Here is a 13,690-nt window from a genome sequence, read left to right as displayed (position 1 = left end):
CCGTTGCGCCGGGTGCAACGTCGGGCGGGTTAGCCTGCAACGACCCGTCGCAAGGAGTTCGCGTGCACCTGAAGAGCCTCACTCTCAAGGGCTTCAAATCCTTCGCCTCGCCTACCACGCTCAACTTCGAGCCGGGCGTCACCTGCGTCGTCGGACCGAACGGATCGGGTAAGTCCAACGTTGTCGATGCCCTGTCGTGGGTGATGGGGGAGCAGGGCGCCAAGAGCCTGCGTGGCGGCAAGATGGAGGACGTCATCTTCGCCGGAACGTCCAATCGGGCGCCACTGGGTCGCGCCGAGGTCACGCTGACCATCGACAACACGGATGGCGCCCTCCCCATCGACTTCACCGAGGTCACCATCTCACGCATCATGTTCCGCTCGGGAGGGTCCGAGTACGCCATCAACGGCACACCGTGCCGCTTGCTGGACGTCCAGGAGTTGCTCTCCGACTCCGGCATCGGTCGCGAGATGCACGTGATCGTCGGCCAGGGCCAGTTGGACTCGATCCTGCACGCCACGGCAGATGACCGGCGCGGGTTCATCGAAGAGGCTGCCGGCGTGCTCAAACACCGCAAGCGCAAAGAGAAAGCACTGCGCAAACTCGAAGGCCTCACCGAGAAGATGAGCCGCCTGACGGATCTCACCGCGGAACTGCGGCGGCAGCTGAAGCCACTCGGCCGCCAGGCGGAGGTGGCCCGCCGGGCGGCGGTGATTCAGGCCGATGTGCGTGACGCCCGGCTGCGTCTGCTCGCCGATGACCTCAGTGCCCTCACCGAAGCACTGGCCAAAGAGCAAGCCGACGAGACCGCGCTCCGCGAGCAGCGTGCTGAGGCCGAGGCGCAACTCCTGGCCGATCAAGCTCGCGAGGCTCACCTCCAGGCGGATGTCGAGCGGCTGGCCCCGACTCTTGGCCGGCATCAGGACGTCTGGTTCCGGTTGTCCGGCCTCTCCGAACGATTCCGAGCCATCGGGTCCGTCGCCCGGGAGCGCGCCACCAACCTCATCGACACCGAGGTCGTCACCGCGACCGGTCCCGATCCCCAGGCCCTCGAGGCGGAGGCTCACGAGCGGCAGGCCGAGCACGCGACACTCATGGCAGACAACCGGCAACGGTCCCAGGACCTCGCCGAGGTCTCCGCCGCACGGGCCGCATCAGAATCCGAACTCGCTGCCGAGGAACGTCGTATCGAGGCTGAGCAACGGTCGGCCGCTGAGCAGCGTGAGCGGCTGGCTCGGCTGCAGGGCAAGGCCGCCGCTGCCCGCAGCCGCATCGAAGCACGCCAGAGCGAACGCGACCGGCTCGAGCACGGCCTGGCCGAGGCCCGCGGTCGAGCCGAAGCAGCAGCCACGGAGTTCGCTGCCCTCGAACAGCAGGTGTCCGGAATGGACAACGGCGAGGTCGACCTGGACTCACGGTACGAATCCTGCAACGCGGCCGTCTCACGGTCCTCGGCTTCACTCGACGCGGTCCTCACACAAGAGGCGTCCACCACTTCGCGGAAGGCCGCTTTGACCGCGCGGCTCGACGCGCTCCGCTCGGCTGTCCGCAGCCGTTCGGGTGTCCCCGACGGCATCAGTACCGATCCGGCGGTGTCGGGTCTGTTGCGAGATCTGATCCATGTGGCACCGGGTTGGGAGGCTGCCGTTTCCGCCGCTCTCGGCGAACTGGCCGACGGAGTTGTCGTCGGGTCGCACGAGTCCGCCCTGGATGTGCTCGAGCGCTTCCCCTCGGTCCCTCGCTTCATCGTGACAGCCGACGGCCCGGCAGCGCCCGGCCCCGACAGCGAACTGGCGAGCGTGATCTCCGGGCGCGACGACGTTGTCCGGGCGCTGCGCTCCGCCTTGGCGGGAGTTGTGCGTGCACGTGACGTTTCCGATGCCGCACGCCTGGTGGCCGATGGTGCTCGCCTGGCGGTGACCGCGGACGGGCATGTCGTCGGTCCCGCCTCACTGCTCATCTGGGACGACACCGAGTCAAGTGCGCTGGAACTCGCTGCGCAGATCGAGGCCACCGAGCAGGAGCTGCAGGAGGCCGCAGCGGACAGCGATAGGCTCCGTTTCACTGTCGACCAGGCGCGCCGCGAACTTCAGGAGGATGAGGAGCGGTTGGCGCACGCGCTGTCCGAACTGCACGAATCAGACGCCGCCATGGCAGCCGTCGCCGATCAGTTGGGTGCGCTCGGCTCCAGACTGCGCGCGGCCCGCAACGAGGCGCACCGCTTCGAGGCCGAACTCACCTCGGTGCTCGAGCGTCTGTCCCAGGACCAGGTCGCACTCGTCGCAGCGGATCGCGAACTCGCGCAGGCAGCGAGCCCGACTGCGCCGGACACCGCATCCCCCGACCGTCGCGAGGAACTCACCACTGCTGTGCACGAAGCCCGGAGTCGCGAGATGGAGGTCCGACTCGCGTTGCGAACTGGCGAGGAGCGGGCAGCCGCTCTCGAGCGCCGGGCCCAGGAACTCCTGGCTGCGGCACACCGGGAACGATATGCGGCCAAGGAACGGGAGCGCTTGGTTCGCCAAAGACGGCGCCAACGGGAGATCGCCCTGGCAGTTCAAGGTGCGGCTGCCGCGTCCGGAGTGCGCGCCGATCAACTGGTCGTGGTCGCCGATGCGCTTCGCGGCGACCTGCAGACCCGCCGGGACCAGTGCGACCGGGAACTCGGTGTCCTCCGTGGCCGGATCAAGGAGGTTGCGGCTGTGCTGGACACTCTCACCGACTCGGTGCACCGTGACGAGATGGTCCGCACCGAACAGCGACTGCGCATCCAACAGATGCAGGACCGTGCCTTGGAGGAGTTCGGCATCGAGGCCGACAGCCTGGTGACGGAGTATGGGCCGCACGTGATGGTTCCGCCCAGCCCCCGAGCGCCTGGTGACGAGGAGGACGGCGGTCCTGCACCCGAGTCATACGCCTTCGAGCGCGGTGAACAGGAACGTCGCCTGAAATCAGCGGAACGCGCCATGAGTCTGCTCGGGCGGGTCAACCCGTTGGCTCTCGAGGAGTTCGCCGCCCTAGAGGAACGGCACCAGTTCCTGTCGACCCAACTCGACGATCTGCGCGGTGCTCGGGATGACCTCACCTCGGTGATCAGCGAGGTCGACGAGCGCATGGAGCAGGTCTTCGCCGAGGCCTTCGCCGACACTGCCGCCCAGTTCGAGCGCGTCTTCGCACGCCTGTTCCCCGGGGGCGAAGGTCGACTGATCCTGACTGATCCGGCCGACATGCTCTGCACCGGAGTCGAGGTCGAGGCTCGTCCCCCGGGCAAAAAGGTCAAGAGGCTGTCGTTGCTCTCCGGCGGCGAACGATCCCTGACGGCGGTGGCGTTCCTCGTCGCGCTGTTCAAGGCCCGGCCCAGCCCCTTCTACGTCCTCGACGAAGTCGAGGCAGCGCTCGACGACACCAACCTCGGCCGACTCCTGGAAGTCATCGAAGAGTTGCGCGCCGATTCCCAGTTGATCGTCATCACGCATCAGAAGCGCACGATGGAGGCCGCGGACGCGCTCTACGGGGTGTCGATGCGTGGCGACGGCGTCACCAACGTGATCTCGCAACGGATCCGGGAGCCAGCGGGGGTCTGATCTGTACGGATCCGGTCAGACGTCGGCTTCCGTCTCGTCACGCCTGCCCGGTCGGGTCACACTGGGCCCATGACCACCACCTTCGAGGACCGACTCGCCGCAACCCGTGAGGCCCTCGAGCTTCTCGAGGTGCCGCAGCCGGCCGGGGTGCAGCGCCCCCCTGGGCCTTCGTCCGCCCGCAGCATGGCTCGTCTGTTGACGCGTCGGGTCGCTCCCTATCAGTTGTTCACCGAGATCAGTTCTACGCACCATCCCATCGGACACGTGAAACTCGGCGGCGCCCACCTGTATCTGTTGTCCGATCCCGATGTCATCTGGCAGGGCTTCGTGGGAGAGGCGAAGTCGCTGGCGAAGGGACGCGGGCTGCAGTTCACCCGGCCACTGCTCGGCGACGGATTGCTCACCTCGGAGGGAGCCGTGCACCTGCGCAACCGCCGCCTCGTGCAACCAGTGTTCCATCGCCAACGGATCCGCGGATACGCCGACGGTATGGTCGCCGCCACAAATCGTGTGTCACATCGGTGGCGGCGTATGTCGGGCGGCTCGCCCGTGCGCATCGACGTGGTCCAGCAGATGTCCGGTCTGACGCTGGACGTGGTCGGCAGCACGCTGTTCGGTGACGACCTCACCGGTAACGCGGGTGACATCGGCCGGTCGCTCGATGTTGTCCTGGCGGGCTTCACACGCATGATGCGACCGGGCGCCCTGGTCGCCATGCGTGTGGCGACACCAGCTCGCACACGCATGATCACGGCCGTGGATCGCCTCGACACGGTGATCGCGGCACTGATCGCTCGCAAGCGCGCTGAAGTTGCTGCCGGTCACCCGGGCGCCGACGTGTTGTCCCTGCTGTTGCAGACAGTGGACGAGGAGACAGGGGAGTCGCTCAGTGACCAGGAGATCCGCGACGAAACCATGACCATGGTGCTCGCCGGCCACGAGACCACGGCCATGGCTTTGTCCTGGGCGCTGCGGGATCTGACCATGAACCCCTCGGCCCTGCAGTGGCTGCGCGAGGAAGTCGACAACGTCGACCCCGAAGGATTCGACGCCTTGCCCCAGTTGCCGCGCACCTACGCGGTCATCGCCGAGGGAATGCGTCTGCATCCCCCCGCGTGGGTGGTCGGCAGGTACGTCACGGCGCCCATCAACCTCGCGGGGTACGATGTGCCGCCGGGAACGTCGATTCTGGCCTCCCAGTACGCCATGCATCGCGACCCTCGATTCTGGCCCGATCCTTGGGCTTTCCGACCGCAGCGCTGGATATCGCCGACCGGATCGTTCGATGAGCGCACGCCGGATGTTCCTCGGGGCACCTGGTTCCCGTTCGGCTTCGGGACCCGTCGCTGCATCGGTGAGCAGTTCGCCTGGGTGGAGGCCGTTTTGGCGCTGGCCGGCCTGATCCGTCAATGGGACATCCGGGTCCTGGCACCGGAGCAGGTGCGTCCGTTGGCGGCCGTGACGCTGCGTCCTCGCGACGGGATGCCCGCGGTGCTCCGCCCCCGCTGAGTCGGCGCCGGTCATCGGCAGCGCCGACGCTAACGGGGGTTCGGCGACCGCCCGCCCAGAATCACGCGAACCGGCCAACCGGTTCTGTCCACGCGACGCAGGTGGCGCGATAGTGGCATTCGGCTCAGAGGCCTCGGGTGGACGAGGCCGGACGTTGGTCGGGCTACGACAACTTAGACTCTGGGAGTGGAAATCGTCATCGCTCTCGTCGTCTTGCTGGTCGTCCTCGGAGTCGGCTTCATCGCCGTGCGTTCCCGGAGACGGGCGGAGTTGCCCCCCGCACCCGAGAAGCCGGAGATTCTCCCTGGCGTCAACGACGACGCCTCGGAGCCGCGCGACACACCATTGCGCGACATCGAGGACATCTCGCTGGACGGTGCTGTCGGCACGGCAGTGCTGGAACCACCGACTCCCACGGTGGAACAGCCAGCGCCCGCGCTGGGACGTATGGCTCGGCTGCGGGCTCGCTTGGCGCGCTCGAACACCGCGCTGGGCAAGGGATTGTTGGCACTGCTGTCGTCCGGCAAACTCGACGACGCCACCTGGGAAGAGATCGAGGACACACTCCTTGTCGCAGACGTCGGCATCGCCGGAGCAACAGATCTCGTCGAGCGACTCAAGACCCGGGTCAAGGTGGAGGGCACTGAGGATCCCGAACACGTGCGGCAGATGCTGCGTGAGGAGTTGCTCGTCTCAGTCGACCCAGGACTGGATCGATCGCTCAATACCGTTCGAATCGGCGCCGACCCCTCGGTGGTCCTGGTCGTGGGTGTGAACGGCACCGGAAAGACCACCACAACCGGCAAACTTGCCCGACTCTTGGTCGCCGAGGACCAAGATGTGGTTCTCGGTGCGGCCGACACCTTCCGCGCTGCGGCGACCCAGCAGTTGCAGACCTGGGGCGAACGAGTAGGAGTACCGGTGATTCACGGCCCCGAGGGCAGTGACCCCGCTTCCGTGGCCTACGACGCAGTTTCGGCGGGAATCGAGACCGAAGCGGACGTGGTGGTTGTCGACACCGCCGGTCGACTGCACACCAAGACCGGCCTCATGGACGAACTGGGGAAGGTCAAGCGTGTCGTCGAGAAGCAGGTTCCGGTCAGCGAAGTGCTGCTGGTGCTCGACGCCACCACCGGTCAGAACGGGATGACGCAGGCGCGAGTCTTCTCAGAGGTCGTGGCCATCACCGGCATCGTCTTGACCAAACTCGACGGCACCGCCAAAGGCGGCATCGTCATCTCGGTCCAGCGCGAGTTGGGCGTACCCGTGAAGTTGGTCGGTCTGGGTGAAGGCCCGGACGACCTGGCGCCATTCGATCCCACCACGTTCGTCGACGCCCTGATCGAGGCCTGATCGTCAGATCAGAGGCGGCGGGACCGGTCAGGTTCCGCCGATTGCGGCGTCAGGTGCAGCCAGCCAGCGCTGGGCGAACACTTCCGGCGGCTGTGGGCGGGCGAAAAGGAAGCCTTGGTAGCGGTTGAAGCCCGCCGAGCGTAGCCAAGCCAACTCCTCGGCGGTTTCGACCCCCTCGGCGAGACACTCGAGATTGAGCGCCTCCGCCAGTGCGATCGTCGCTGACACAATCGACGCTGCTCCCGTATTGCTGGGTACCCCCCGGATCAGTGACCGGTCGATCTTCAAACGGTGCAACGGAATCCGGTAAAGCATGGACAGTGACGAATAACCGGTGCCGAAGTCGTCGATGGCGATCGGAACCCCCGACGCAGCGAGACGTTCGACGTCGGCGGGAATCTGTCCCGTCAACGGCATCACGACCGACTCGGTGATCTCGACCTCGAGGGCATCTCGGGGAAGCCCGTAGCGTTCCAAAGTCGCCAGTAGCACGGGCGAGATTCCCGGCTCTGTGAGGAAGTGCCGTGGTGACAGGTTCACGGACACCGAGGGGAAAGGCAGCCCCTGGCTGCGCCAATCAGCCATCTGTCTTGCCGCGCGGTCGAGGACCCACACCCCCAGTCTTTCGACGAGGGGTGTCCCCTCGATGATCGGGATGAACGCGCCTGGGGGAAGAACCTCGTTGTTCTCCGTTCGCCACCGGACCAAGGCCTCGGCGCCGGTCAACGCACCGTCGGAGTCCACTTGGGCCTGGTACTCCAGAAAGAGTTGGTCGCGCTCGAGAGCCTGATCGAAACGTGACAACACGACCATGTGCTGGCGCATCACCTCGGACATGTCCTCGCGATAGAGCTGACAGGCTTCGGCTCCCCGCGCAAGGTGCAGGGCGATATCCGCGTGCTGCAGCAGGGTGCCCGCATCCGGGTCCGATCCCACTGCCAATCCCACGCGAGTGTCCAATCGGATCGGAACGTCAAGAGGGCCCGAAGTGACGAGCTGAACGGCTGCCCGCACACGATTGGCAAGTTCGAGGGCTTCTTCGGACGAGATCCCCGGGCTGAGGATCAAGAACTCGTCCCCGCCAATACGCGAGAGGTGATCCTTGGCGGGCAACAGGCGGGCCAGCGTCCGGCCCACGCGGCGCAGCACTTCGTCACCGAACTCATGGCCGTAGGTGCCGTTGATCTGCTGAAACTCCACGAGGTCCAACTGGAGCACTGCGACCGGGGCCCCTCTCTGCAACATCCGTTCCAGTTCGTTTCGGGCCGCTGTGCGGTTGGGTAGCCCGGTGAGATGGTCCTCAAATGCCAGCTTCTCCAAGGAGTCGCGCGCTTGACGAAGCTCCGTCACGTCCTGCGCGGTACCGATCGAGCGGAGTGGAAGCCCGTCGCTGCCGTATTCAGTCCTTCCGCGCTCGTGGATGAACTTGACCCTCCCATCGCGGAAGAGCACCCGATGTTCGATGGAGTACGGGGAGTGGGTCTCGACAGATCGACGGTATGCCTCAGTGAGAAGGTGACGGTCATCCGGGTGGACGAACTCGAGGAACGCGTCGTAGTCCGGAGTGAAACTCCCAGGATCCGTCTCGAAGATCCGATGTGTCTCGGCCGACCAATGCAACTCATCGGTTGTCAGATCGAGATTCCAACTGCCCAGTTGGGCCAGCTGTTCGGCCTCCGCGAGCAATTGTGACTGGAACTGAAGTTCGGTGATGTCATGGACCACGGCGATGAGCACGGGCCGACCACCGATCTCGGACAGGGTGAGGTCGACTTCCACCTCGCGGATACCACCATCCTTGCGGCGATGTCGGCTCGAGAAGCGGGCCCGACCGTGGGCGAGCAGATGTTCTCGGGTTTCCGCGGGCCAGTGGTGCCCCCCGTCTGCTTGCAGGTCGCCGACACTCATCGCCGCCATCTCGGCTCGTGTATACCCGAGCGATTCGTGTGCCGCAGTGTTGAAGGCGCGGAAGCGCATGGTCTCCAGGTCGGTGATGAAGATCCCGTCGCCGACCTTGTCGAAGAGGTCTCGAAAGACGAACTCCCGGTCATGGATGGCGACATCGAGGTCTTGCAGCGCCGTGAGATTGCGGGCAACGGAGAACAACAGTCCATCGTGTGCGCCCGACCGCAACAGCTCGGTTGTCACCAGCAGTTCCACCGCGTCTTCGTCCGACCCGAAGATATTGACGTAGGTGACGCCGGCTCGCCGTTCCCGCACCTCCGCATCGTGGCGATCCATGCGGTCGGCGGTCGGGCGTGGCCACAACTCACGTACAGTGCGCCCCACAATGTCGGTGGCGGGGAGTTGGACCAGTTGCGCGAAAGCGCGATTCACGGCGACGAATCGCCCGTCCGCGTCACGGATACACATGAGGTCCGGAGCTACGTCGATGGCGGCCCGCCACAGGGGATCAACCTGGCCGGAGTCGGCTTGATCCGCCATATCGGTGCTCCGGTCCAGGGACGCAGGTGGGCCCCCAACATCTTTCACGCTACTCGCTCCCCGACCTGATGGCCCGACTGGCGGCGTCGGTTAAGCGGCCTTCATGGCGTTGCGATCGCATAGACGTCGCCATGGTTGTAGCTGTGGCAGTGGATCCGCTCCGTCAACCACCACGGTCACAGGGGCGGGGTGCGGTCGAACCACGGCCGCGCTTCCTCGAGTTGCGCCCCCAGCGACAACAGCAGTGCCTCTTGGCCGGGCGCGGCGGCGAACTGGATGCCGATGGGGAGTCCGGTCGTGGTCCAGGCCAACGGAACACTCATGGCCGGCTGGCCGGTCATGTTGAAGATCTGGGTGTTCGGGGTGCGGGCCAGCGAGTCCGACGCCAACTGGCGAATCGCCTGACGGAACACCGGATTCATCGTGGGACCGGCGACGGCCGAGACCCTGCGGATCGTGGAAAGTCCCAAACGTTCGGCCAGTCCCAGCCCCAACTCACCAACGGCCGCGGGAGGTTGTGCGGTCGTGGCGCTGACGTGAACATCGATGGCCTCGGTCTGTCGGGCGATCGACCGGGTGAGGCTGCCGACCACGGCGAGGGCGTCCTCCAGCTCGTGGGCAGACAAGGCGTTGCCGACCTGCCCGAGGAACCATGTCGCCCGTTCGAAGTTCTGAGGCTTGGGATCGCGTCCCGTCTTGGTCCGCGTCTCGGCGATGTCTCGGGCGATGTTCGCGGCATTGATCGTCAGATAGGCCTCGGCGACCTGCTCTGCGTCGAAGGTCAGATCGAGTTCGACGACGTCGTGACCGAGCTCTGCCAGGAGCCCGGCGGTGTTGTCGACAGCCGCCACGATCTCGCGATGCTGGTCGTCGGCGAGGAAGGCGCGGCGAGTAACGCCCACCCGCAGCTTGCGGGGATGCCGACCTGCAGCGGCGACGAAACGAGTGCTGCCAGTGGGTTCCCCGTACGGGGCGCCGAGGTCCGGTCCGTGGGTTTGCTGCAGGAACAATGCGCTGTCGCGCACGCTGCGCGTGATCACGTGCGGCAGCGCGAGCCCGTTCCAGCCCTCGCTCACGTCCGGACCCATCGGCATCCGACCGCGGCTCGGTTTCAGGCCGAAAAGCCCGCAGTAGGCGCTGGGGATTCGGATGGAGCCGCCACCGTCACCGGCGTGGCCGACTGGGACGATTCCCGCCGCCACGGCAGCGGCGGAACCGCCGCTGGATCCACCCGGCGTGTGGTTGGTGTTCCAGGGGTTACGCGTCGGTCCATGGACCTCGGGCTCGGTGATGCCCATGATGCCGAACTCGGGGCAGTTGGTCTTGCCGACGAACACCACGCCGTTGCGACGGTAGCGCGCGAACAGGGTCGAGTCGTTGGGGGCGATCCAGTCGCGCAGCGACCGGGACCCGAAGGTGCACACGGCATCCGCGAGGGTCCCGTCCATGTCCTTCACGACCAGGGGCACACCCGACAACTCGCCCTCCGGCAGACCTTCGGAGATCTGGGTCGCGGCCCGTCGGGTCAGGTCGAGGACAACGGCGTTGATCCGTGAGTTGACCTGTCCCAGCCGGTCCACGGCCGCGTCGAGGAGTTCGTCAGCTGTGAACTGCTTGTCCCGAATCCCCTGGATCATGTCCGTGGCGTCCATCGCCCGGTACTCCGTGAACTTCATTCTTGCGCCCTCCGCCGTCGTGGTCGAATCTCAGAAGACCACGAGAGCCAGTATGGTCGCCAGCCACACACAACCTGCGAGCACCACCGAGGTGAGCTCGATCAGCATGGACAGGCCCGCGGCGTGGATCGCGGTCTTCGTGGCGGGCCACGCCCTGTGCCACGAGCGGGTGCGCACGAGTTCGGTGCCCAACACGCCCACGATGAAACCGACGAGGATCCCGACCACCGGGATCACGAAGAAGCCGATGACGGCGCAGATGCCGCCGACGATGATGGGGAAGTTGTCCACCTGGCCGGACACCTTCTTGGCGGGGATGAGCCACTTGCCCACCATCCCCAGGACCAGAACGACCACAGCGACGCCGGCACCGGCCCAGGCAATGGGTTCGTTGATGAGAATCGCGTAGAGGACGACCCCCGCCATGACCAGAAGTGAGCCGGGGAGGAGGGGGACGACGGTGCCGACGATCCCCAGAACGATGACAGCCCCGGCGACGAGGGTCGCCAGGATGTCGATCACCGGGCGGTGGCCTCGAACAATCGACTGGACTCATCCACGACCTCGAGGACCAATGGCTGCAAAGCCTGCGAATGAGCGGTGTAGTGATGGACGCAGAACTGAAGGTCGAGTCCGGAGTGGAGCCGGACCAGTACATACGCCTGGGCGCCGCAACGGTCGCAGCGATCGTCTGCGGCCAGGACGGGGGTCACAGTCGTGGGCATGAGTTCCACCTCCATGATTCATAGTGACACCGACCGCCGACAGGCACGAACTGCCGACGCGGCGGTTCGCGCAGGGCTTAGCCGTGACCCACCGATGGCCGTCGTAGTCTTGACCGCGTGACCGCTGATCCCACTCCGACCGCGCGGACCCCGCGCCGCCGCGCCGACAAGGATCCCGGGGTGTACTCGGCGAAGCAGTTGCGGGTCCTCGAAGGGCTCGACGCGGTACGCAAGCGGCCGGGTATGTACATCGGGTCCACCGACGGTCGCGGTCTGATGCACTGCCTGTGGGAAATCCTCGACAACGCGGTCGACGAGGCGCTCGGAGGCTGGTGTCAGCACATCGAGGTCCATCTGTTCCCCGATGGCTCGGTCGAGATCCGTGACGATGGCCGCGGGGTCCCGGTCGACAAGGAGCCCAAGACCCGCCTCACCGGGGTCGAGGTTGTGTTCACGAAACTCCACGCCGGGGGCAAGTTCGGGGGTGGCTCTTATACGGCGTCAGGTGGCCTGCATGGCGTGGGCGCCTCCGTCGTCAACGCCTTGTCCGAGCGCCTCGACGTCGAGGTCGACCGCGGTGGCAGGATCCACACAATGTCCTTCCGCAGGGGGGTTCCCGGCGTTTTCGCCGAGCCCGGACCGACCTCCGAGTTCACGCGCCAGTCAGGTCTCCAGGTGGCTGGCCGATGCTCCGCCAAGAAGACCGGAACCCGGGTGCGCTGGTGGGCTGACACCAAAATCTTCACAAAAGGCGCCGCTTACGACATCGACGAGTTGCGGGCCCGAATCCAGCAGACCACCTTCCTGGTCCCTGGGGTCACGATTCGGCTGCTTGACGAGCGGAATCCAGACCAGGTCATCGACGAGACCTTCCACCACAGTGGCGGCATCGTCGACTACGTCGACCATCTCACCGTGGGGGAACCGGTGACGCCAGTGGTCCGGCTGGCCGGCACCGAGACCTTCACCGAGACCGTCCCGGTCCTGGATGACGCGGGTCACATGAACCCACAGGACGTCGATCGCGAACTGACCGTCGACATCGCCTTGCGCTGGACCTCCGGCTACGACACGGTCGTGCGCTCGTTCGTCAACATCATCGCGACGCCCAAGGGCGGCACTCACATCGCCGGCTTCGAGCGGGCCCTGGTCAAGACACTGAACGAACGGCTGCGAGCCGCCAAAGTCATCAAGGCCAGTGAGGATGCCATCGTCAAGGATGACGTGCTGGAGGGCATGACAGCCGTTGTCACGGTGCGGTTGGCGGAACCTCAGTTCGAAGGACAGACCAAGGAGGTCCTGGGGACTCCCGCGGCCGCGAAGATCGTCGCCGGAGTCGTCAACACCGAGCTCGGCCGCTGGTTCGCGACTCCACCCCGCGGCGACAAGATCCCGGCGAAGAACGCCCTCGAGAAGGTCGCCAACGCGATGCGGACCCGCATTCAGGCGCGCCAGACCCGCGATCTGCAACGACGCAAAACCGCGCTGGAATCCTCCACGTTGCCCGCCAAACTGGTGGACTGCCGCAGCCGGGACGTTGCTGACAGCGAACTCTTCATCGTCGAGGGCGACAGTGCCCTCGGCACCGCCAAACTCGCTCGCAACAGTGAGTACCAAGCACTCCTTCCGATTCGCGGCAAGATCCTCAACGTCCAGAAAGCCTCCGTCGCGGACATGCTCAAGAACGCCGAATGCGCGGCCATCATCCAGGTCATCGGGGCGGGGTCGGGGCGCACATTCGACCCAGAGTCCGTGCGCTACGGCAAGATCATCATGATGAGTGACGCGGATGTCGACGGCGCCCACATCAGGTGCCTTCTGCTGACGCTCTTTTATCGCTACATGCGCCCGTTGATCGAGGCCGGTCGGGTGTACGCGGCCGTTCCTCCGCTGCACCGCATCGAGACCGTCGCTGCCGGCAAGCGAGGCGGCGAGGTGATCTACACGTACTCCGAAGCCGAAATGCGTCAGACCATGAAGGACCTCGACAAGAAGGGGATCCGGGTCAAGGACCCCGTCCAGCGCTACAAGGGTCTCGGCGAGATGGATGCCGCCCAATTGCGGGACACGACGATGTCGCGATCGAGTCGAACCCTGCGTCGAGTCGGGGTCGAGGACGCGGCAGCAGCTGAACATGTGTTCCACCTGCTGATGGGCAACGAGGTAGCGCCGCGCAAGGAGTTCCTCGTGACGTCGTCGCAGGATCTCGATCGGGAACGCATCGACGCATGACCCGGCTCCACGCTTAACCCGGTTGCGATACGGCCACGCCTGGGCGGCTCAGTCACGGCGCAGTGGCAGGATGGCTGCGCTCGCGGCCGGAATCGGGTGCCGCCGGCAAGGGCTCGGTGCTTGGCGAACAGGTATCCGCCCGAGCGGGAGTCGGATGTCCCCCTGG

8 protein-coding genes are annotated in these 13,690 nt (G+C 65.9%); 4 read left to right on the top strand and 4 right to left on the bottom strand.

Features of this window, described 5'->3' with window-relative positions; genetic code table 11:
* Positions 1-62 precede the first annotated feature (62 nt).
* The 3 genes from smc (at position 63) to ftsY (ending at position 6,446) form a co-directional block, all read left to right on the top strand.
* The gene (gene smc / locus V9E98_15650; GenBank protein ID MEI2718398.1) at positions 63-3,584 is read left to right on the top strand and encodes a chromosome segregation protein SMC; all 3,522 of its coding nucleotides are present in this window, start codon (positions 63-65) and stop codon (positions 3,582-3,584) included.
* Positions 3,585-3,653: 69 nt separating this feature from the next.
* Positions 3,654-5,093: a cytochrome P450 gene (locus V9E98_15645; protein ID MEI2718397.1), complete on the top strand. Its 1,440-nt coding sequence runs from the start codon at positions 3,654-3,656 to the stop codon at positions 5,091-5,093.
* Between the two features lie 186 nt (positions 5,094-5,279).
* A complete protein-coding gene (ftsY, locus tag V9E98_15640; GenBank protein ID MEI2718396.1) occupies positions 5,280-6,446 on the top strand; it encodes a signal recognition particle-docking protein FtsY in 1,167 nt (388 codons plus the stop codon).
* A 27-nt stretch (positions 6,447-6,473) separates the two neighbouring features.
* On the opposite strand, the gene V9E98_15635 is transcribed toward ftsY, so the two are convergent.
* The 4 genes from V9E98_15635 to V9E98_15620 all read right to left on the bottom strand — a co-directional run bounded on the left by V9E98_15635 (position 6,474) and on the right by V9E98_15620 (position 11,292).
* Complete coding sequence (locus V9E98_15635) at positions 6,474-8,891, bottom strand: EAL domain-containing protein (GenBank protein ID MEI2718395.1); 2,418 nt, start codon at positions 8,889-8,891, stop codon at positions 6,474-6,476.
* A 176-nt stretch (positions 8,892-9,067) separates the two neighbouring features.
* Positions 9,068-10,567 (bottom strand): amidase, encoded by a 1,500-nt coding sequence (locus V9E98_15630; GenBank protein MEI2718394.1) that lies wholly within the window; start codon positions 10,565-10,567, stop codon positions 9,068-9,070.
* A 30-nt stretch (positions 10,568-10,597) separates the two neighbouring features.
* Entirely contained in the window at positions 10,598-11,089 is a 492-nt protein-coding gene (locus V9E98_15625; protein MEI2718393.1) for a DUF456 domain-containing protein, read from the bottom strand.
* Positions 11,086-11,292, bottom strand: a complete 207-nt coding sequence (locus tag V9E98_15620) for a hypothetical protein (protein ID MEI2718392.1) — start codon at positions 11,290-11,292, stop codon at positions 11,086-11,088. Before V9E98_15620 ends, V9E98_15625 begins: the two co-directional genes overlap by 4 nt.
* 117 nt (positions 11,293-11,409) lie before the next feature.
* Between V9E98_15620 and V9E98_15615 the strand changes: the two genes are divergently transcribed.
* The gene (locus V9E98_15615; GenBank protein MEI2718391.1) at positions 11,410-13,524 is read left to right on the top strand and encodes a DNA topoisomerase IV subunit B; all 2,115 of its coding nucleotides are present in this window, start codon (positions 11,410-11,412) and stop codon (positions 13,522-13,524) included.
* Positions 13,525-13,690: the final 166 nt, after the last annotated feature.

The organism is Candidatus Nanopelagicales bacterium (assembly GCA_037045355.1).
Taxonomy (GTDB): domain Bacteria; phylum Actinomycetota; class Actinomycetes; order S36-B12.
This window is presented reverse-complemented; position numbering and strand designations above follow the sequence as displayed.

Bases quoted from the DNA above. Each gene is read 5' to 3' on its own strand.
- V9E98_15645 (MEI2718397.1), top strand. From the start codon at position 3,654: ATGACCACCACCTTCGAGGACCGACTCGCCGCAACCCGTGAGGCCCTC.
- V9E98_15635 (MEI2718395.1), bottom strand. From the start codon at position 8,891: ATGGCGGATCAAGCCGACTCCGGCCAGGTTGATCCCCTGTGGCGGGCC.
- V9E98_15630 (MEI2718394.1), bottom strand. From the start codon at position 10,567: ATGAAGTTCACGGAGTACCGGGCGATGGACGCCACGGACATGATCCAG.
- V9E98_15620 (MEI2718392.1), bottom strand. From the start codon at position 11,292: ATGCCCACGACTGTGACCCCCGTCCTGGCCGCAGACGATCGCTGCGAC.